At 50.4% G+C, this 17,768-nt stretch carries 14 protein-coding genes and 3 pseudogenes; 8 read left to right on the top strand and 9 right to left on the bottom strand.

The window, feature by feature from the left end; genetic code table 11:
- Positions 1–15: 15 nt before the first annotated feature.
- The 9 genes from RTX96_RS20770 to RTX96_RS20725 form a co-directional block, all read right to left on the bottom strand.
- Positions 16–713 (bottom strand): IS1-like element IS1A family transposase gene (locus tag RTX96_RS20770; protein ID WP_103215986.1). Its coding sequence is split into 2 segments (ribosomal slippage): positions 16–464 and positions 464–713, totalling 699 coding nucleotides; the frame shifts between segments, so codons are not numbered across the junction.
- A 720-nt stretch (positions 714–1,433) separates the two neighbouring features.
- A complete protein-coding gene (gene acnB / locus RTX96_RS20760; RefSeq protein ID WP_312671918.1) occupies positions 1,434–4,031 on the bottom strand; it encodes a bifunctional aconitate hydratase 2/2-methylisocitrate dehydratase in 2,598 nt (865 codons plus the stop codon).
- 33 nt (positions 4,032–4,064) lie between these two features.
- The gene (citG, locus tag RTX96_RS20755; RefSeq protein WP_312671917.1) at positions 4,065–4,916 is read right to left on the bottom strand and encodes a triphosphoribosyl-dephospho-CoA synthase CitG; all 852 of its coding nucleotides are present in this window, start codon (positions 4,914–4,916) and stop codon (positions 4,065–4,067) included.
- Entirely contained in the window at positions 4,894–5,433 is a 540-nt protein-coding gene (gene citX / locus RTX96_RS20750; protein WP_312671916.1) for a citrate lyase holo-[acyl-carrier protein] synthase, read from the bottom strand. Before citX ends, citG begins: the two co-directional genes overlap by 23 nt.
- A complete protein-coding gene (citF, locus tag RTX96_RS20745) occupies positions 5,430–6,956 on the bottom strand; it encodes a citrate lyase subunit alpha (RefSeq protein ID WP_312671915.1) in 1,527 nt (508 codons plus the stop codon). Before citF ends, citX begins: the two co-directional genes overlap by 4 nt.
- 10 nt (positions 6,957–6,966) lie before the next feature.
- Positions 6,967–7,842 (bottom strand): citrate (pro-3S)-lyase subunit beta, encoded by an 876-nt coding sequence (gene citE, locus RTX96_RS20740; protein WP_312671914.1) that lies wholly within the window; start codon positions 7,840–7,842, stop codon positions 6,967–6,969.
- On the bottom strand, positions 7,839–8,132 hold the full coding sequence (citD, locus tag RTX96_RS20735) for a citrate lyase acyl carrier protein (protein WP_064563738.1): 294 nt from the start codon (positions 8,130–8,132) through the stop codon (positions 7,839–7,841). The genes citE and citD overlap by 4 nt, the downstream gene beginning before the upstream one ends.
- A gap of 17 nt (positions 8,133–8,149) precedes the next feature.
- Positions 8,150–9,169, bottom strand: a complete 1,020-nt coding sequence (gene citC, locus RTX96_RS20730) for a [citrate (pro-3S)-lyase] ligase (RefSeq protein ID WP_312671913.1) — start codon at positions 9,167–9,169, stop codon at positions 8,150–8,152.
- Between the two features lie 16 nt (positions 9,170–9,185).
- The gene (locus RTX96_RS20725) at positions 9,186–10,058 is read right to left on the bottom strand and encodes a fumarylacetoacetate hydrolase family protein (RefSeq protein WP_312671912.1); all 873 of its coding nucleotides are present in this window, start codon (positions 10,056–10,058) and stop codon (positions 9,186–9,188) included.
- A 222-nt stretch (positions 10,059–10,280) separates the two neighbouring features.
- On the opposite strand from RTX96_RS20725, the gene RTX96_RS20720 reads away from it, so the two are divergent.
- The 8 genes and pseudogenes from RTX96_RS20720 to RTX96_RS20870 all read left to right on the top strand — a co-directional run.
- Positions 10,281–11,585, top strand: coding sequence for a PTS transporter subunit IIC (locus tag RTX96_RS20720; RefSeq protein WP_312671911.1), 1,305 nt, complete (start codon positions 10,281–10,283; stop codon positions 11,583–11,585).
- Positions 11,586–11,887: 302 nt separating this feature from the next.
- A complete protein-coding gene (locus RTX96_RS20715) occupies positions 11,888–13,399 on the top strand; it encodes a sensor histidine kinase (RefSeq protein ID WP_312671910.1) in 1,512 nt (503 codons plus the stop codon).
- Positions 13,399–14,097, top strand: a complete 699-nt coding sequence (locus tag RTX96_RS20710) for a response regulator (protein WP_312671909.1) — start codon at positions 13,399–13,401, stop codon at positions 14,095–14,097. Before RTX96_RS20715 ends, RTX96_RS20710 begins: the two co-directional genes overlap by 1 nt.
- 235 nt (positions 14,098–14,332) lie before the next feature.
- Positions 14,333–14,587: pseudogene (locus tag RTX96_RS20705) on the top strand (transposase); the annotation flags it as partial.
- A 228-nt stretch (positions 14,588–14,815) separates the two neighbouring features.
- A complete protein-coding gene (locus tag RTX96_RS20700; RefSeq protein WP_312671908.1) occupies positions 14,816–16,156 on the top strand; it encodes an IS110 family transposase in 1,341 nt (446 codons plus the stop codon).
- A gap of 18 nt (positions 16,157–16,174) precedes the next feature.
- Positions 16,175–16,324 (top strand): annotated as a pseudogene (locus RTX96_RS20695) (IS3 family transposase); the annotation flags it as partial.
- A 94-nt stretch (positions 16,325–16,418) separates the two neighbouring features.
- A protein-coding gene (locus RTX96_RS20690; RefSeq protein ID WP_312671907.1) for an IS3 family transposase occupies positions 16,419–17,647 on the top strand; the annotation gives its coding sequence in 2 pieces (ribosomal slippage) (positions 16,419–16,734 and positions 16,734–17,647; 1,230 coding nt in all).
- A 22-nt stretch (positions 17,648–17,669) separates the two neighbouring features.
- Positions 17,670–17,768: pseudogene (locus RTX96_RS20870) on the top strand (IS3 family transposase); the annotation flags it as partial.

The raw sequence follows: 17,768 nt of genomic DNA, 5'->3' as shown, positions 1-17,768 counted from the left end.
GGTAATGGTCCCAACTTATTGATAGTGTTTTATGTTCAGATAATGCCCGATGACTTTATCATGCAGCTCCACCGATTTTGAGAACGACAGCGACTTCCGTCCCAGCCTTGCCAGATGCTGCCTCAGATTCAGGTTATGCCGCTCAATTCGCTGCGTATATCGCTTGCTGATTACGTGCAGCTTTCCCTTCAGGCGGGATTCATACAGCGGCCAGCCATCCGTCATCCATATCACCACGTCAAAGGGTGACAGCAGGCTCATAAGACGCCCCAGCGTCGCCATAGTGCGTTCACCGAATACGTGCGCAACAACCGTCTTCCGGAGCCTGTCATACGCGTAAAACAGCCAGCGCTGGCGCGATTTAGCCCCGACGTAGCCCCACTGTTCGTCCATTTCCGCGCAGACGATGACGTCACTGCCCGGCTGTATGCGCGAGGTTACCGACTGCGGCCTGAGTTTTTTAAGTGACGTAAAATCGTGTTGAGGCCAACGCCCATAATGCGGGCGGTTGCCCGGCATCCAACGCCATTCATGGCCATATCAATGATTTTCTGGTGCGTACCGGGTTGAGAGGCTGTGTATGTGAACTGTAACTGCCATGTTTTACGGCAGTGAGAGCAGAGATAGCGCTGATGTCCGGCAGTACTTTTACCGTTACGCACCACCCCGTCTGTAGCTGAACAGGAGGGACAGCTGATAGAAACAGAAGCCACTGGAGCACCTCAAAAACACCATCATACACTAAATCAGTAAGTTGGCAGCATCACCAAACCAGATAGCGTTTTTATCGGGCAGCTATCCCGGCATAGTAAATATGCTCATTATTGGTCTTTTTATTGCTCAAACAAGCGCTCCCGCTCTTCCAACAAAAGTTTCATTATTTGTTCATCCAGGAGGGATATATCCTAATGCTGGCTGACCAAATTCAGTAAACCACTACACTGGGCAGCATAACAAGCAGGGCTGGGTATTACTGTGCGTACGCGTATAGGAATGCCCAGCAACTTGCAGGTCGCTGATTCTATTTTGCCACCATTGGGAAATCTCGGCATTACTCTAGAGCAAGGCCGGGGAAATGAGGTAATTCACGGGGCACAAACGACACTGAAGCAGCTAATGGAAAAAGAGCTGTTAAACGTAGCGTAAGCATTGACTTTCCATTGATGAGTTATCAGCCAACGGGTTAAAGAGGTATTCAGCGTTTTCGAATGCAGCAGCGACTTCAGTCATTTTAAAATTGCTGGAGTCAGGTTTGAAGGCAGCTTTTCGCTCACAGCATGCCGCTTGCCGCCTCAGTCTGGCAACGTCGAGCGGGAACTGCCCTTGTTAATTTCTCCCTGCATTAAACGTTGGGAACGGGTCATTTCCGATCTCCAGACTGCTCCCAATAAAAAGGGGGAAGTATCAGCATCCCCCAATGTAGAAACTGAATCTTAAACTGCGTGATGAAAAATCACATCGCTCGCTTTGCTGATGTATGGATTAAGCTGGTCGAAGTTCAGATAACGGTAGGTGTCCACCGCGGTCTTATCAACCTGAGCAATATAGGTCTGGTACTCTTCCGGCGTCGGCAGTTTACCGATCAGCGCTGCAACCGCTGCCAGTTCTGCAGAGGCCAGGTAGACGTTTGCACCAGTACCTAAACGGTTCGGGAAGTTACGCGTCGAGGTCGAAACCACCGTTGCCCCATCGGCCACACGCGCCTGGTTACCCATGCACAGGGAACAGCCCGGGATTTCGATACGCGCGCCGCTCTTACCAAACACGCTGTAGTAGCCCTCTTCCGTCAGTTGCGCAGCGTCCATACGGGTTGGCGGCGCCACCCACAGGCGGGTCGGCAGCTGGCCTTTGTGCGCATCCAGCAGCTTACCGGCAGCGCGGAAGTGACCGATGTTGGTCATGCATGAACCGATGAACACTTCATCGATCTGCGCCCCCTGAACATCAGACAGCAGACGCGCATCATCCGGATCGTTCGGCGCACAAAGGATCGGCTCTTTGATTTCTGCCAGTTCGATGTCGATCACCGCCGCATATTCTGCGTCAGCATCGGCTTCCAGCAGCTCAGGTTCCGCCAGCCATTTTTCCATGCCCTGGACACGACGCTCCAGCGTACGACGCTCGCCGTAACCTTCTGCAATCATCCATTTCAGCAGCACGATGTTGGAGTCCAGGTACTCGATGATCGGCTCTTTGTTCAGCTTGATGGTACAACCGGCAGCAGAACGTTCAGCGGAAGCATCGGTCAGCTCAAACGCCTGCTCGACTTTCAGGTCCGGCAGACCTTCGATTTCCAGAATGCGGCCGGAGAAGATGTTTTTCTTGCCTTTCTTCTCAACGGTCAGCAGACCCTGTTTGATGGCATACAGCGGGATAGCATGCACCAGATCGCGCAGCGTGATACCCGGCTGCATTTTGCCTTTAAAGCGCACCAGCACTGATTCCGGCATATCCAGCGGCATGACGCCGGTCGCGGCGGCAAACGCCACAAGGCCGGAACCAGCCGGGAAAGAGATGCCGATCGGGAAACGGGTGTGGGAATCACCGCCGGTGCCGACCGTATCCGGCAGCAGCATGCGGTTCAGCCAGGAGTGGATCACGCCATCGCCAGGACGCAGGGAAACACCGCCACGGTTCATAATGAAGTCCGGCAACGTATGGTGCGTGGTGACGTCAACCGGCTTCGGATAAGCAGCAGTATGGCAGAAGGACTGCATCACCAGATCGGAAGAGAAGCCCAGGCACGCCAGGTCTTTCAGTTCGTCACGGGTCATCGGACCGGTGGTGTCCTGAGAGCCGACAGAGGTCATTTTCGGTTCGCAATAGGCACCCGGACGAACACCCGCAACGCCGCATGCGCGACCCACCACTTTCTGCGCCAGCGAGTAACCACGGTTACTTTCTGCCACATCTTTTGCCTGACGGAATACATCGCTGTGCGGCAGCCCCAGCGCTTCACGCGTTTTGGTGGTCAGGCCGCGGCCGATAATCAGCGGAATACGGCCACCGGCGCGAACTTCGTCGATCAGCACATCGGTTTTCAGTTCGAAGCTTGCCAGCAGTTCGCCGGTTTCGTGGTTGCGCACTTCGCCTTTGAACGGGTAAACGTCAATCACGTCGCCCATGTTCAGGTTGCTGACATCCACTTCGATCGGCAGCGCACCGGCATCTTCCATGGTGTTAAAGAAGATGGGCGCGATTTTGCCGCCCAGCACCAGGCTACCGCCGCGTTTGTTCGGCACATGAGGAATGTCATCCCCCATAAACCACAGCACGGAGTTGGTGGCGGATTTACGTGAAGAACCGGTACCCACAACGTCGCCAACGTACGCCAGCGGGAAACCTTTCTGTTGCAGGGCTTCGATCTGTTTGATCGGGCCAACGGCACCCGGTTGATCCGGTTCAATGCCTTCGCGGGCGTTTTTCAGCATCGCCAGCGCGTGCAGCGGGATATCCGGGCGCGACCAGGCATCCGGTGCCGGAGAGAGGTCGTCGGTGTTGGTTTCGCCCGTCACTTTGAAGACGGTAACGGTAATTTTTTCCGCCAGCGCCGGACGGCTCAGGAACCACTCGGCATCGGCCCAGGATTGCATCACCTGCTTCGCCCAGGCGTTGCCCGCTTTGGCTTTTTCTTCGACATCGTAGAAATTATCGAACATCAGCAGCGTATGGGACAGCGCTTTGGCAGCAATCGGTGCCAGTTTGTCGTTATCCAACGCATCAATCAGTGGATGGATGTTGTAACCGCCCTGCATGGTACCCAGCAGTTCGATGGCTTTTTCAGGGGTAACCAGCGGAGAGGTGGCTTCGCCTTTGGCGACAGCGGCAAGGAAACCCGCTTTGACATAGGCGGCTTCATCAACGCCCGGCGGGACACGGTTGGTCAGCAGATCAATCAGGAATTCTTCTTCGCCAGCAGGCGGGCTTTTCAGCAGCTCGACAAGGCCTGCCATCTGGGTTGCATCTAATGGTTTTGGCGCAATCCCCTCAGCGGCACGTTCAGACATCTGCCGGTAATATTGCTTCAACATTTTACCCTCTTTTATAAATAATTAAAACAGAAGCTAAGGCCGTTGTACGCTGCCGTCTTGTACAGCAGCTAATACCCATGCAACCGCCAGCAAATCGGCGCTGCCGCCGGGGCTTAAGCGCCGTGCCATAAGCGCCCTGTCCATTTCAGACAATGCATCGTTATCCCAGCCGACCGCCAGTAAAGTCGCCGCATAATCCTGCACGTAGCGCAGTCCGGCAATGCCGCCGCGCGACACCAGATTGCTGTCCGGGTTTGCCGCCATCAGGCGCAATAACGCATGCTGCAGCCGCCGCTCGCCCTGCTCCTGATGCCAGAACGGCAACACCGCGCGGCGCACGGTGGCAAAACCCTGTTCGGCCTCGCCGCGCGCCCCGGTAAGACCATACTCCAGAAACTGTTTCTCGCCTGCCGTCACAGCCTGCGGCCGGGCCGCCAGTTCACGCGCCACCAGCCCGCGGCAGATTTCACTGACCTGCCGACACAACGTTTCGGCCTGCAGCGGCCGGCGTTGTCCCTGCAGTCGTCCGGCGGCAAAACAGAGCAGACCCAGCGAAAAAATCCCGCCTTTGTGGGTATTCACCCCACCGGTGGCAGCAAACATCGCCTGTTCGCACGCAATACCTGCCGGTCGCAGCAGGCGCAACTGGACACCTGCCGCCTTGTGGGCATGTTCACGCCCGGCCTGTTCAAAGACGGAAAACCATGGCGTAATGGCTGCTATGCTGCGTAAAAACAACGCATGATCCATATCCTGGTGCGAGCCGTTGTTCGCCCGGTCTACCAGCCCCGGTTTTGGCGTAAGATCCAGTTCCAACCGCAGTGCCCGGGCAGCCATCGCCGGTACGCTGATAACCGCGGATTCAGTCGCGAGCAAACCAGCCATCAATCAGTTTCTCCACGCGGGCAACCACTTCATCAACCGGGTGGCGGCGTGAACGTGCGCAGCCGTGTGCCGGCTCATCGCACACCAGGCAACGACGGGTATTCAGATCCAGTGAATGCCGTCCGACCTGCCCCGCCTGCGGGCACAACACGTCAAAGTCCCACAGACGACCCAGAGGATGCGTCTGTTCCATCTCAACGCACTGCGCCTTGATTTCCACCGCCGGGTGCGCAACACACCACAGGGCTTCTGCGCCGGTCGGCAACCACAGCACCTGTCGGTCCAGCACCTGCCAGCGGTTCTGCCACAGCAGTTGGTCGCAGGTCTGTAACGCCACTCCCATGGTATTGCGATAGCGATTGCTGTCTTTTACCGCGCCGGGCGTTACCAGCGTCAGTGAAATGACCGGTTGTTGATAGTGAGCGAGCCAGTCAGCCTGACGCGCTGCACGGCTATCTTTCGCCGCCAGCAGCGCTTCAAGGCTGACGCCCGGTCGAACGGGCGTCAGTGTCGTCATGCATTTTCCTCTTTAACCTGACGGACAACGTCAATGACTGTGCCATCACGGTAGCGGATCACCCCGACAATACGGTCAGTAAAGGCGATCGGTTTCGGTTCACCGGTCAGCGAGATGGCCCGTTGATACAGTGCTTCGATATCAACAATTTTCAGCCCCGCCGCCAGCAGGCGTTCGCGGATCTCCGGACGCGCCGGATTCACCGCAATCCCATGGTCAGTCACCAGCACGTCGATGCTTTCCCCGGGTGTCAGCAGCGTGGTCACGCGTTTCACCACCGTCGGAATACGGCTGCGCAGTAACGGCGCCACGACAATGGTCAGGTTTGCCGCAGCCGCCACATCGCAGTGACCACCGGATGCGCCGCGCATCACACCGTCTGAGCCGGTTATAACATTGACGTTAAACTCCGTGTCAATCTCCAGCGCGCTGAGGATCACCACATCAAGCTGGTCGCAGCTGGCAGCTTTGCCGCCGGGGTTGGCATAGACGTCAGTCGAGATCTCAACGTGGTTCGGGTTACGCCGCAGCGATGCCGCCGCTTCGCCGTCAAAACACTGCGTATCCAGCAGTTTGCCGATGAGCCCTTTTTCATGCAGACTCACCAGCCCACCAGTGATGCCGCCGAGCGCGAAACTGGCCTTCACCCCGTGGCGCTCCATTTTCTCTTCCATAAAGCGGGTCGCCGCCGTCGCCGCGGCACCAGAGCCGGTCTGCATGGAAAAACCATCCCTGAAATAACCGGAGTGTTCGATCACATCCGCCGCATAGCGCGCGATCATCAGTTCACGCGGGTTGCTGGTAACACGCGCTGCGCCGACGCTGATTTTTGCCGGATCGCCCACGCTCTCCACCTGAACAATCAGATCCACTTGCTCCTGACCGAGGCTGGCGGGCATATTCGGGAATGGCACCAGCGCTTCCGTCAGCAGCACCACTTTGCGGGCGAACTTCGCATCCACCATTGCATAGCCCAGCGAACCGCAGCAGGATTTACCCTGGGTACCATTGGCATTACCAAACTCATCGCTGCACGGCACACCAAGAAACGCGACATCAATCTTCAGCTCGCCATCCTGCAACAGTTTGACGCGCCCGCCGTGAGAGTGGATTTGTACCGGCTCTGCCATCAAACCGTGGGAGATAGCATCTGCCAGCTTACCGCGCATACCAGAAGTGAAAATGCGGGTGATCACACCGCTCTCAATGTGCTCGATTAGCGCATCGTTGCAGGTCATCAGCGAGCTGGAAGCCAGCGTCAGATTTTTAAAACCCAGCCGTGCCAGCGTAGCGACGACGTTGTTAATCACCCGATCGCCTTCGCGAAAAGCGTGGTGGAATGAAATGGTCATCCCATCTTTCAGGCCGCTGCGGGCAATGGCGTCTTCCAGCGTAGCGCAGAGTTTGCGTGTGTGTTTGCTGTTAACGTCCGCCAGCCACGGCGTGGCAGCATGGGCGCTATCAAAGGGTTTTAAATCACGCAGATGTGGGAAATTAACGTGAAGTAGCTCTGTTTGATTCATTGTTCTGTCCTTACCGACGCACGCCGGACGCGGCTGCACGTTCCAGCACCATCTGCGCGTGATTAATAATCGGGGCGTCGATCATTTTGCCGTTCAGCGAGACGACGCCAAGCCCGTTGCGTTCACCCTCTTCCGCCGCTTCGATAACCCGTTGCGCATGGTCAACTTCCTGCTGCGTTGGCGCATAGGCGTTATGCAGAAGATCGATTTGCCGTGGGTTGATCAATGACTTGCCGTTGAAACCCATTTTGCGGATCAGATCGACTTCGCGCAGGAACCCAGCTTCGTCGTTAACGTCCGACCACACTACATCGAATGCGTCGATACCGGCGGCGCGTGCCGCATGCAGCACGGCGCAGCGAGCATAAAACAACTCGGTGCCATCGCCGCGTTCAGTCTGCATATCCATCACGTAGTCAAAAGCCGCCAGCGCAATACCGATCAGCCGCTGGGAACTGCGGGCGATCGCCACGGCGTTGATCACGCCGATCGCCGATTCGATGGCAGCCATCACGCGGGTGGATCCCACTTCACGTCCGCAGGCCAGTTCGATACGTTCGAGGTGACGTTCCAGTTCGTAGATATCTTCCGGGGTATCCGTTTTCGGTAATCGCACCACATCCACACCTGCACGCACTACCGCTTCCAGATCCGGTAAGCCAAACGGCGTGTTCAGCGGGTTGATGCGTACCACGGTTTCCATGTCCTGGTACATCGGGTGTTGCAGGGCATGGAATACCAGCAGGCGCGCGGTATCTTTTTCGCGCAGGGCGACAGCGTCTTCCAGATCGAACATGATCGAATCCGGACGATAGATAAAGGCGGTGGAGAGCATGGCAGCGTTGGCCCCTGGCAGAAACAGCATGCTACGACGGAGTTTCTTCATAGCAGTTTCCCCCAGTCGATCTCTGTCCCTTCTGAGGCGCGCAGCACAGCACTTTGCAGGCGTGCGCGAATGACGCAATCCAGCGCGCCTTTGTCTTCGATGATGATCAAGCCCTGGTGAACCGCCATCGCCCGTAGCGTGTCGTTCACCACCTTACGGATCTGATCGCCAAACTGCTTGATAACCTCGCTGTGGACAACGACTTCCAGCTCGCCTTCGGCGGGGGCTATTTTCACCATCAGGTCACTGGACTCCATGGTTCCGGCCAGCGCCTCCCTCACAATTTTCATATTTAGATTCCTGATTTTTAAACAGCTTCCGCGCTGTAGTGGGATTCGAGATGCGCGAAAGTGGTATCCGGTACAATTTCCCGAATACGGGAAAACTGGTGTGTTTGCAGTAAACGGCGCACTTCTGAGGCGGAGATGGCACTGCCGGCCGCTTTAATGCGTGGGATTTCCACCACCTCCACCGCCCCTGCCAGCAACTGATGCATAGTCTGGTTGTACTGGCGGGTGATATCGCAAAAGGGTTCGCTGCCAATAAAGCGGTGGGTTATCCCCAATGCGGGCGCAATGTAATTGCGGAAGATCAGAAGGTCGATTTCACTCCAGGCTTGCTGCACTTTGCCGGTCTCTTTCAGGAAGTAAGCCGGGAAAGTGGCGCGGGAGATAATGTACTGAGAACCTTCATGAACGATGACATTCGGCAAATGCGCAACGCCCGTTCTCACCATCTTCAGCCGTGCGGCAAAAGGGAAGAACGACGCATCTTCACGTACCACGAACAGATGTAGCCAGTCGCAAGAATGAGCCGCCTGTTCCACCAGATGGCGATGCCCCAGCGTAAAGGGGTTGGTATTCATCACAATTGCGCCGATACGTTTGCCCGGCATACGATCGACCTGCAACGTACGGCAGTAGCGCTGAATACCCGATGGGGTATTCTCCATCAACACGGCGTTGTTGCCGCTTTGCGCCACCGGCCAAAAGCCGCTGTGGCGAAAACGTTCCAGATTGCAGGGTCGCGTGCAGAGGAACAGATGAAAATGCCCCCGCGCCAGCGCCAAATGGGATACTTCCGCCAACAACCGCGCGCTGAGATTCTCTCCGCGCAGCTGTTCATCGACTGCCACACACTTGATGACGTTGGCGGCAAGGCCCGCACAACCCACCAGCCGGTTTCCCGACCAGGCTTCAACGAAGGTGGTAATGTCACTGTCCATTCCTAATCCGCTGTCTGCGAGCAACGTGCGAATAGAGGCCAGCCGTTGAGTATTGCCGTTGACTTCCGCCACGCGGAAGTCGATGGAGGGTCGTGCTTGCATGGTATTGCCTTCGTCCTTAGTGTGCCGCCGTCAGCGAGTGGGCTGGCGCTGGCGCATCGATAATCACATTACTGAGGTGGCCGATATTCTCGATCTCCACTTCGATGCGATCGCCCGCCTTCATGAACAGCGGCGGATTGCGTTTTTTCCCCACCCCGCCCGGCGAGCCGGTGATGATGACATCACCCGGCGTCAGGCTGGTGAAGGTACTGATGTACTCAATAAGCTCGGCAACCTTATGGATCATGCTGGCGGTGTTATCGTCCTGCACCATGCGGCCATTCAGCCAGGTACGGATCGCTAACTGATGCGGATCAGGGATCTCATCCGCCGTCGTCATCCACGGGCCAAACGCGCCGGTCTGCCGCCAGTTTTTCCCGGCGGTAAACCAAGTGTGCTGCCAGTCGCGCGCCGAACCATCCATGTAGCAGCTGTAACCGGCAACGTGGCTTAACGCCGCCTCACGGGAGATATCCTCCCCACCTTTGCCGATGATCACGGCCAGCTCGCCTTCGTAGTCGAATTCACTGGAGTGGCGCGGCTTCAGTACCGGCGCGTTATGGCCGGTTTGCGAATCCGCAAAGCGAACAAACAGCGTTGGCGCCGGGTTGTGCTGATCAAACTCTTTGCGCTTTTCGGCGTAGTTCATGCCAACGCAGAGAATTTTGGCCGGGTTATCGATGACCGGCAGAAAAGTTAAGCTATTCAAAGGAAAGTCAGGGACAGCATTAAAGTAACGTTGAGCCATATTAAGTTGGGAGTCGATGCTTAATAACATTTTAAGATCGCCAGCAACATTAGTCAGTTTACTTCCTAGATCAATCACTCCATCTGGTTTAATAATTCCATAGCTGCGCTTGTTATTATGGACATAACTTGCCAGTCGCATTTTATCTCACCTGTATATAAAGATTAATTTGTTCATGAAAAACAAACTCAGTCAATTCAAAATAAAAGACCGAATATCCTTTTACAAGCAATCTCTATTTTAATTCTTAAAAATAATTAAATTCATTAAATTTTCAGGGATATGTGAGTTACACAGCATAACTATTTTTAATTTTAACAATAAAGTAGCCGCTCGCAAAAAGATATCAACGAGGTAATCAACGTGTTACAGTTTATTGTGGATTTGTTACAGGATGCGGCACTTCTCGTCAGCATCTTTACGATTGTGGGTAATATAGCCTTAAAAAAGAGCTATAATGATATTATTATCTCAACAGTAAAAACTTATTTAGGCTTCACACTATTATTTGCCGGAGCTAGTTTAATGATTTCGCCAGCATTAGACAGTTTCTCAAAGATTTTTATTATGGCATTTAATATCGAAGGCATTATCCCTAACAATGAAGTCATTTCCGTAGAAGCTATGCAAAAACTCGGAAGCATCTATACATCATCTATTGCTGTTGGTCTAATAGGTGCCATGCTCTTCAATATTCTATTGGCTCGAATTACCTCACTAAAGTATATTGTATTATCAGGCCATCATGTATTTTTTATGGTAAGCTGCCTGACGATTATCTGCATGCTTCATAAATACTCAATCTATACCTCCGCTTTTTTTGCGGCCATGATTACCGGAATTTGGTGCGTGATTTCCCCGGCGATGTTGGTAGGCTATTGTCGACAAATAAAAAACTGCGATGAGTTACGTAAACTTGGTGACTTTTCTATTGGGCAGTTTGGTTCAACCAGCTATTTTCTGGCCGGATGGCTCGGTAATAAATTTGGCAATAAAGGTAATGATGCGGAAAGAATAAATATTCCTGTTGGTATTGGCTTTCTGCAAGATAAGCAAGTATCAACTTTCTTGTTAATGCTCTTATTTTTTATCATTTCTACATTAATCGCAGGTGTAGCAAACGTTCAGGCTGCAATCAGCACTAAAGGACATCACGTAAACATTTTAACATACTTGCTTAAACAGGCTGGGATGTTCTCCGCTGGCGTATACGTTTTAACCCGTGGCGTAGGTATGTTTATTGAACAATTAATTCCTGCCTTTAAAGGTATAAGTGATAAAATCGTCAAAAACTCTATTCCGGCAGTAGAAATTTATTCGCTGTTTCCCTATTCATCGAATGCCGTATTTATCGGTTTCGTATGTTGTACCCTGAGTGGTTTTATCACCATGATCGCTCTTCCTTTTGTTGGGTATCCGGTGATGGTCCCTAGTCTTTTATTTACCTTTGCCAGTGGTGGTGGAGCTGGGATTATTGGCAATGCTACTGGTGGGTTACGCGGGGCCATTATTGGTTCGGTAGTATGTGGTATAATTTCGATCGCTGGCTCAGCGTTAATTTACCAACCGATCAGGGATGCAGGTGTCACATCACCGACCACGTTCTCCACAACAGATTTTACATTATTAGGTGTTTCACTGCATAGCATGTTATCCGTTCTGCACTAAATTGTTAAGAATCCGAATACCGATGTTTACATACGGTATTCGGAATGTGACTAAAGAAACCCATTAGGTGAGTCTTTTGTCTATAGACAATATATATCTGCAATCTTCATCACAATTTATTCTTTATATTCATGTTAGATTATACGAAAAGTTAGAGTTTCCGCATCATGATTTCAGCGTTATTTGATTTTAGAACGTCCGCAAAAACGGTCTATAAGTATAAGATATTTATTTATTATATTATCACTTCACTTTCTATCTTTACTCTTTTTGCCTGGGTTATGTATATATTTGTTAACAGAATGTCATATGATAACATAGCAGAAAAATCTGTCGATCTTGCATTAATAATATCTAAAAACGATGAGATTAAAAAAGCCATTCTTATTAATGACTTATATAAAATAAAATCACTAATGGCTGAAAACTACAGCATGACCGACGCCAGCTATATTGCGATTGGTAATTCTCAAAACACCAGAATATATCACACTTATCATAAGTTTATTGATCAACAGATTGTTGACACACCAGATAATGTATCCCTGGGAGAAGGACATTATTATACCCAAACAAAAAAAGGTGCATCGGGAATGTCGGTGAGTACCAGGGCACCGATATTTATGCAAGACAAATATTTGGGTTTTGTTTCCGTTGGTTATCTGGAAAAGAAAAGACTATCTTCTGTTTATAAATACTTTATCTCACTGAGTTTCTTGCTTTTTTCTGTTATGATAATCATTCTGGCAGGTAGCATTCTCTCATGGCGACTACTCATCAAACAGCTTTCAGGATTGTCTCCTGAAGTCATTAATTATCGCTATCAGATTCGGAGAGCCATTCTAAACGCAATTTGTGATGGTATTATTGCTGTAGATATGCATGGTAAGATATTAGCAATCAATCGATCCGCAATAAAACTACTCTCTTTAAATAAAGAACGCTCTGATATAGTGGGTCATAAAATCTCCGAATTTGTCACTCCTGATGATGATTTTTTTGGACGAAATCATATCGAATATTATGAGGAAGATATTACTTTTAACGGTTCCACATATATTGCCACCCGCACTACCATTTTTGATGAAAATAATAAAACCTCTGGTTTTGTTATTTATTTCAAAGAAAGAAAGAGTGATTTACTACTTGAGTCACAGATTAGAAAAATAAAACATCAAAGTGAAGAACTGAGAGTAATGAGCCATGAGTATAAAAACAAAATGGCAATCATTTCCGGTCTAATTGAAATTAGTGAATATGATCGCGTTCATCAGTATATATTCAAGGAAAATAATGAGCAAAAATTTTATGACAACATCATTCGTTGTTTCCAGTCACCGCCTATCGTTGGTTTGATACTCGGGAAAATAAGCAAGGCAAAAGAATGCGCTATTGATATTATTATTGATCCATTAAGCCAGTATACGTCGAGAAATGTCCCCATCAATGATGATGAAATGGCATGCATTCTTGGTAATCTGATCGATAATGCAATAGAAGCAATAGTAGGCATAGAGCAAAATAAACAAGAAATTTATCTATACCTCAATGATGATGGAGATGAAATCGTTTTGTCAGTTCAGGATAATGGAAAAGGGATTGATAAATCGTTGATCCCTTCGATATTCGACTTGGGAATGACAAGTAAAAAAACACCTAATCATGGCATTGGTTTAAACCTTGTCCACTCTCTTGTGACCCGGGCCAAGGGTGTTTGCATCATTGAACAAATGGAAGATGGCTGTGGCACAATTTTCTCGATTTATATACCGAAAAATCAAGAACAAGCCAACCGATACGTGGAGGGCGTATAATGAAATATATTAATACTATTGTCGTTGAAGACGATGCTGATATGCTTTTTTTTATTGAAACCGTCATTAAAAACAAAAGTGAATATAAATTATTAGGTAATGCGACCACTTTCCAAAATGCTAAAATAATTATTTCAGCGTTAAAGCCAGAATTGGTTTTTTTAGACAATTATTTACCAGATGGGACGGGAATAGAACTAATGAAATACTTACGCACATTTCACCCGACCATTGATGTTATTTTTATTACTGCCGCTAATGATATCGACACGATTAAAACGGCACTTCGGCATGGTGTTTTTGATTACCTGATAAAACCATTTCTAATCGACAGACTGAATGAGTGTCTTGGTAACTATTGTGACTACATTAATAAGCAAGAGAACCTTTCATGGCAACAGCAGGATATTGACAAAATGTTCCGTATCAACCTTAACAATAAGGATGAAAACCTAAAAGAATATCCAAAAGGTATTGATAAGATAACCTTGTTGCAAGTATGCAATGCATTTGATGGAACCCACACTGAGCATACGGCGGATAGTCTTGGGAAATACATCGGGGTCAGTAAATCAACAGCCAGACGATATCTTGAGTACTGCAAATTAGCGAATATGCTTGAGGCAAGCATTACATATGGCACGATAGGAAGGCCAGAAAGAGTATATCGTTTGATCTATAAAATGAATACTGCGTGAATTTATTTTTGTAAAAAAATAAGACTAGCTCAAATTCAGGCCAAGATGAATTAATTAGTTTGACTGGTATGTCGCATTCATTGGTTAAACTCACGGCGAGAAGCGGACATTGTTAACATTAGTCTGTGTTAATTAAGAGGTAGCAGGCCATGCCATGCCAAAGTGAAGTGGTTTACTGAATTTGGCCACCTGAACAGAGGTGATATGCTCACCTCAGAACAACACAGGTGCCATAATGAAAAAAAGAAATTTCAGCGCAGAGTTTAAACGCGAATCCGCTCAACTGGTCGTTGACCAGAATTACACCGTGGCAGATGCAGCCAGCGCTATGGATGTCGGCCTTTCCACAATGACGCGATGGGTGAAACAATTACGTGATGAGCAGCAGGGAAAAACACCAAAAGCCTCCCCCATTACCCCGGAACAAATTGAAATCCGTGAGCTCAGGAAAAAGCTACAACGTATTGAAATGGAAAATGAAATATTAAAAAACTGTCCATGGGTCAAACCCTGTCCTGAGTCTCAGAAACTCCCCGGAGAAGTTGGCAGGCTAATTTAACGAAGGAAGCAGCCGTCGGCCTTTTGGTGGTATGACCCCGTAAAAAAACATGGTTCAGGGACTGTGGCGGATCCGACAGTGGTGACTTTGATCCCGTTCAGGAAGGTGATTTCTCCGTCGTCCCCTCCTTCGTTCATCGAAATGAGCAAGGAGATTTCCATGAAAAAATCCTCCCGAATGTCTATTGTCCATCCTCATGCTGCGGGCGTTGATATTGGCGCTGAATTCCACGTTGTCGCCGTACCGCCTGATGCTGACGCCGAGCCGGTCAGAACTTTTCAAAGTTTCACCGGCGACCTTCATCGGATGTCCGATTGGCTCAAAACCTGTCACATTACGACCGTCGCCATGGAGTCCACAGGCATTTACTGGTTGCCTGCTTTTGAGATCCTTGAAGCTGCGGGTTTCAATGTGATCCTTGTTAATGCCAGAGACGCAAAAAATGTTCCCGGTCGCAAGACTGATGTCAACGACGCACAGTGGCTGCAGAAACTGCATTCATTTGGTCTTCTCCGGGCCAGTTTCAGACCTGAACACGACATTTCCGTACTCAGGTCTTATTTGAGACAACGGGAACGCCTGACTGAATACCGGGCTGCGCATATCCAGCATATGCAGAAGGCGTTGATGCAGATGAATGTGCAATTACATCATGCCGTATCGGATATCACTGGCGTTACCGGTCTTTCAATCGTCAGAGCTATTGTCAGTGGTGAGCGCGATCCTTCAATATTGATCCAGTATCGTGATGTCAGATGTAAGAAGACGCCTGAAGTACTTCAGCAGGCACTGACAGGGAACTGGCAGCCTGAGCATCTTTTTGAACTTGAACAGTCGGTGGCATTTTTCGATTTTTACCAGGAAAAGATCTGTGAGTGTGATGATCAAATCGAAACTTCATTATTGCAACTCAGTACCGAAATTAAAGAGCCGGAAGGAGTATTGCCCTCCGCCAGACATCGTACAAAACAACCCAATCAGCTTTCCTTTGATGTCAGACCGTTACTCTGGAAAATTACCGGAGCAGACCTGACACAGATACATGGGTTTGGACCTTATCTGGCACTAAAATTTGTTGCCGAATGCGGTACTGACATGAGTCGCTGGCCGGATGCGAGCCATTTTACCTCGTGGCTATGTTTGTCTCCGGGGAACAAGATCTCCGGTGGAAAAGTACTGTCCTCGAAAACGCGTCGTTCATCCAGTCGAATCGCTGCCGCACTCAGGCTGGCAGCCACAACAATTGGTCGGAGCGATACCGCGTTAGGCGCTTTCTATCGTCGATTATCATCCCGTATCGGGAAAGCAAAAGCAGTCACTGCAACGGCAAGAAAACTGGCAATACTGTTCTACAATGCCCTGAAGTATGGTCAGAAATATGTCGATCCTGGCGCGGATTATTATGAAGAACGCTACCGTAGTCGCGTACTTGATGGACTTAAGCGAAGAGCAAAATCACTGGGTTACTCTCTCCAGCAAGATCCTGAATTATGCGTGTGAACCGGGAGTTTCTCAGGAAGCCGCGGCGTACTTCGCAAAGCTGTCCGACTGAGGTACGCCTTTATCCATGACAACTCCTGTTGCTGGCCTGTTCGCCTGCTCTGTCGGGTGCTGGATGTTCATCCCAGTGGTTTTTACGCCTGGCTTCAGCAGCCGCATTCACAACGCCATTAGACTGGCCCCCTGAATCTCCAGACAACAAATATCACTTAAATAAGTGATAGTCTTAATACTAGTTTTTAGACTAGTCATTGGAGAACAGATGATTGATGTCTTAGGGCCGGAGAAACGCAGACGGCGTACTACACAGGAAAAGATCGCTATCGTTCAGCAGAGCTTTGAACCGGGAATGACGGTCTCCCTTGTTGCCCGGCAACATGGTGTGGCAGCCAGCCAGCTATTTCTCTGGCGTAAGCAATACCAGGAGGGAAGTCTTACTGCTGTGGCTGCCGGAGAACAGGTCGTTCCTGCCTCTGAACTTGCTGCCGCCATGAAGCAGATTAAAGAACTCCAGCGCCTGCTCGGCAAAAAAACGATGGAAAATGAACTCCTTAAAGAAGCCGTTGAATATGGGCGAACAAAAAAGTGGATAGCGCACGCGCCCTTATTGCCCGGGGATGGGGAGTAAGCTTCGTCAGCCGTTGTCTCCGGGTGTCGCGTGCGCAGTTGCACGTCATTCTCAGACGAACCGATGACTGGAAGGACGGCCGCCGCAGCCGTCACACGGATGATACGGATGTGCTTCGCCGTATACACCATGTTATCGGAGAGCTGCCCACATATGGTTATCGTCGGGTATGGGCGCTGCTTCGCAGACAAACAGAACTTGATGGTATGCCTGCGATCAATGCCAAACGTGTTTACCGGATCATGCGCCAGAATGCGCTGTTGCTTGAGCGAAAACCCGCTGTACCGCCATCGAAACGGGCACATACCGGCAGAGTGGCTGTGAAAGAAAGTAATCAGCGATGGTGCTCTGACGGGTTTGAGTTCCGCTGTGATAACGGAGAAAAACTGCGGGTCACGTTCGCGCTGGACTGCTGTGACCGTGAGGCACTGCACTGGGCGGTCACAACGGGTGGCTTCGACAGTGAAACAGTACAGGACGTCATGCCGGGAGCAGTGGAACGCCGCTTTGGCAGCGAGCTTCCGGCGTCTCCAGTGGAGTGGCTGACGGATAATGGTTCATGCTACCGGGCGAATGAAACACGTCAGTTCGCCAGGATGTTGGGACTTGAACCGAAGAACACGGCAGTGCGGAGTCCGGAGAGTAACGGAATAGCAGAGAGCTTCGTGAAAACGATAAAGCGTGACTACATAAGTATCATGCCCAAACCAGACGGGTTAACGGCAGCAAAGAACCTTGCAGAGGCGTTCGAGCATTATAACGAATGGCATCCGCATAGTGCGCTGGGTTATCGCTCGCCACGGGAATATCTGCGGCAGCGGGCCAGTAATGGGTTAAGTGATAACAGGTGTCTGGAAATATAGGGGCAAATCCAGCCATCAGGCAGACCTGAGACTGACAGGACAGATTAAACAGTTCTGGCTGGAATCGGGATGCGTCTATGGTTATCGCAAAATCCATCTGGATCTGCGTGACAGCGGGCAA

This window comes from Pseudescherichia sp., from assembly GCF_032052675.1.
In the GTDB taxonomy this organism is placed as follows: Bacteria; Pseudomonadota; Gammaproteobacteria; order Enterobacterales; family Enterobacteriaceae; genus Pseudescherichia.
The sequence above is the reverse complement of the archived record's forward strand: the minus strand, read 5'-3'. Positions and strand labels throughout refer to the sequence as shown.

Coding starts and splice junctions, on each gene's coding strand:
- acnB (WP_312671918.1), bottom strand. CDS start 4,031: ATGTTGAAGCAATATTACCGGCAGATGTCTGAACGTGCCGCTGAGGGG.
- citG (WP_312671917.1), bottom strand. CDS start 4,916: ATGGCTGGTTTGCTCGCGACTGAATCCGCGGTTATCAGCGTACCGGCG.
- citX (WP_312671916.1), bottom strand. CDS start 5,433: ATGACGACACTGACGCCCGTTCGACCGGGCGTCAGCCTTGAAGCGCTG.
- citF (WP_312671915.1), bottom strand. CDS start 6,956: ATGAATCAAACAGAGCTACTTCACGTTAATTTCCCACATCTGCGTGAT.
- citE (WP_312671914.1), bottom strand. CDS start 7,842: ATGAAGAAACTCCGTCGTAGCATGCTGTTTCTGCCAGGGGCCAACGCT.
- citD (WP_064563738.1), bottom strand. CDS start 8,132: ATGAAAATTGTGAGGGAGGCGCTGGCCGGAACCATGGAGTCCAGTGAC.
- citC (WP_312671913.1), bottom strand. CDS start 9,169: ATGCAAGCACGACCCTCCATCGACTTCCGCGTGGCGGAAGTCAACGGC.
- RTX96_RS20725 (WP_312671912.1), bottom strand. CDS start 10,058: ATGCGACTGGCAAGTTATGTCCATAATAACAAGCGCAGCTATGGAATT.
- RTX96_RS20715 (WP_312671910.1), top strand. CDS start 11,888: ATGTCATATGATAACATAGCAGAAAAATCTGTCGATCTTGCATTAATA.
- RTX96_RS20710 (WP_312671909.1), top strand. CDS start 13,399: ATGAAATATATTAATACTATTGTCGTTGAAGACGATGCTGATATGCTT.
- RTX96_RS20700 (WP_312671908.1), top strand. CDS start 14,816: ATGAAAAAATCCTCCCGAATGTCTATTGTCCATCCTCATGCTGCGGGC.